The sequence below is a fragment of the Pseudomonas sp. WS 5410 genome (assembly GCF_012985645.1).
In the GTDB taxonomy this organism is placed as follows: domain Bacteria; phylum Pseudomonadota; class Gammaproteobacteria; order Pseudomonadales; family Pseudomonadaceae; genus Aquipseudomonas; species Aquipseudomonas shahriarae.
This window is the reverse complement of the sequence record NZ_JAAQWS010000045.1, coordinates 1-2,553: the sequence shown is the minus strand read 5'-3', so window position 1 is coordinate 2,553 and position 2,553 is coordinate 1. Positions and strand designations below refer to the sequence as shown.

General features: G+C 52.7%; 1 protein-coding gene and 1 pseudogene. Both read left to right on the top strand.

Annotated elements, in window-relative coordinates; all coding sequences use genetic code 11:
- Positions 1 to 55 precede the first annotated feature (55 nt).
- Positions 56 to 236, top strand: a pseudogene (locus HBO24_RS29875) (hypothetical protein); the annotation flags it as partial.
- 498 nt (positions 237 to 734) lie between these two features.
- A complete protein-coding gene (gene aadA1 / locus HBO24_RS29265; protein ID WP_001206316.1) occupies positions 735 to 1,526 on the top strand; it encodes an ANT(3'')-Ia family aminoglycoside nucleotidyltransferase AadA1 in 792 nt (263 codons plus the stop codon).
- Positions 1,527 to 2,553 lie beyond the last annotated feature (1,027 nt).

Sequence of the window (2,553 nt, the reverse complement as noted above, 5' to 3'; positions counted from 1 at the left end):
CCCGGGGGATCCGGCGCGCCTAGGCCTTGACGGCCTTCACTCAATTCGCCCTATAGTGAGTCGTATTACGTCGCGCTCACTGGCCGTCGTTTTACAACGTCGTGACTGGGAAAACCCTGGCGTTACCCAACTTAATCGCCTTGCAGCACATCCCCCTTTCGCCAGCTGGCGTAATAGCGAAGAGGCCCGCACCGAAACGCCCTTCCCAACAGTTGCGCAGCCTGAATGGCGAATGGGAGCGCCCTGTAGCGGCCACTCAACCCTATCTCGGTCTATTCTTTTGATTTATAAGGGATTTTGCCGATTTCGGCCTATTGGTTAAAAAATGAGCTGATTTAACAAAAATTTAACGCGAATTTTAACAAAATATTAACGCTTACAATTTAGGTGGCACTTTTCGGGGAAATGTGCGCGGAACCCCTATTTGTTTATTTTTCTAAATACATTCAAATATGTATCCGCTCATGAGACAATAACCCTGATAAATGCTTCAATAATATTGAAAAAGGAAGAGTATGCGTAGCCGTAATTGGAGCCGTACCCTGACCGAACGTAGCGGCGGTAATGGTGCGGTGGCGGTGTTTATGGCGTGCTATGATTGCTTTTTTGGCGTGCAGAGCATGCCGCGTGCGAGCAAACAGCAGGCGCGTTATGCGGTGGGCCGTTGCCTGATGCTGTGGAGCAGCAACGATGTGACCCAGCAGGGCAGCCGTCCGAAAACCAAACTGAACATTATGCGTGAAGCGGTGATTGCGGAAGTGAGCACCCAGCTGTCTGAAGTGGTGGGCGTGATTGAACGTCATCTGGAACCGACCCTGCTGGCCGTGCATCTGTATGGCAGCGCGGTGGATGGCGGCCTGAAACCGCATAGCGATATTGATCTGCTGGTGACCGTGACCGTGCGTCTGGATGAAACCACCCGTCGTGCGCTGATTAACGATCTGCTGGAAACCAGCGCGAGCCCGGGTGAAAGCGAAATTCTGCGTGCGGTGGAAGTGACCATCGTGGTGCATGATGACATTATTCCGTGGCGTTATCCGGCGAAACGTGAGCTGCAGTTTGGCGAATGGCAGCGTAACGATATTCTGGCCGGCATTTTTGAACCGGCGACCATTGATATCGATCTGGCCATTCTGCTGACCAAAGCGCGTGAACATAGCGTGGCGCTGGTTGGTCCGGCAGCGGAAGAACTGTTTGATCCGGTGCCGGAACAGGACCTGTTTGAAGCGCTGAACGAAACCCTGACCCTGTGGAACAGCCCGCCGGATTGGGCGGGTGATGAACGCAACGTGGTGCTGACCCTGAGCCGTATTTGGTATAGCGCGGTGACCGGCAAAATTGCGCCGAAAGATGTGGCGGCGGATTGGGCCATGGAACGTCTGCCGGCGCAGTATCAGCCGGTGATTCTGGAAGCGCGTCAGGCGTATCTGGGCCAGGAAGAAGATCGTCTGGCCAGCCGTGCGGATCAGCTGGAAGAATTTGTGCATTACGTGAAAGGCGAAATTACCAAAGTGGTGGGTAAATAATAACTGTCAGACCAAGTTTACTCATATATACTTTAGATTGATTTAAAACTTCATTTTTAATTTAAAAGGATCTAGGTGAAGATCCTTTTTGATAATCTCATGACCAAAATCCCTTAACGTGAGTTTTCGTTCCACTGAGCGTCAGACCCCGTAGAAAAGATCAAAGGATCTTCTTGAGATCCTTTTTTTCTGCGCGTAATCTGCTGCTTGCAAACAAAAAAACCACCGCTACCAGCGGTGGTTTGTTTGCCGGATCAAGAGCTACCAACTCTTTTTCCGAAGGTAACTGGCTTCAGCAGAGCGCAGATACCAAATACTGTTCTTCTAGTGTAGCCGTAGTTAGGCCACCACTTCAAGAACTCTGTAGCACCGCCTACATACCTCGCTCTGCTAATCCTGTTACCAGTGGCTGCTGCCAGTGGCGATAAGTCGTGTCTTACCGGGTTGGACTCAAGACGATAGTTACCGGATAAGGCGCAGCGGTCGGGCTGAACGGGGGGTTCGTGCACACAGCCCAGCTTGGAGCGAACGACCTACACCGAACTGAGATACCTACAGCGTGAGCTATGAGAAAGCGCCACGCTTCCCGAAGGGAGAAAGGCGGACAGGTATCCGGTAAGCGGCAGGGTCGGAACAGGAGAGCGCACGAGGGAGCTTCCAGGGGGAAACGCCTGGTATCTTTATAGTCCTGTCGGGTTTCGCCACCTCTGACTTGAGCGTCGATTTTTGTGATGCTCGTCAGGGGGGCGGAGCCTATGGAAAAACGCCAGCAACGCGGCCTTTTTACGGTTCCTGGCCTTTTGCTGGCCTTTTGCTCATTAGGCACCCCAGGCTTTACCCGAACGACCGAGCGCAGCGAGTCAGTGAGCGAGGAAGCGGAGAGCGCCCAATACGCAAGGAAACAGCTATGACCATGTTAATGCAGCTGGCACGACAGGTTTCCCGACTGGAAAGCGGGCAGTGAAGTGAAGGCCCATGAGGCCAGTTAATTAAGCGGCCGCGATATCCTGCAGATGCATCCAGTACT

Bases quoted from the DNA above. Each gene is read 5' to 3' on its own strand.
- aadA1 (WP_001206316.1), top strand. From the start codon at position 735: ATGCGTGAAGCGGTGATTGCGGAAGTGAGCACCCAGCTGTCTGAAGTG.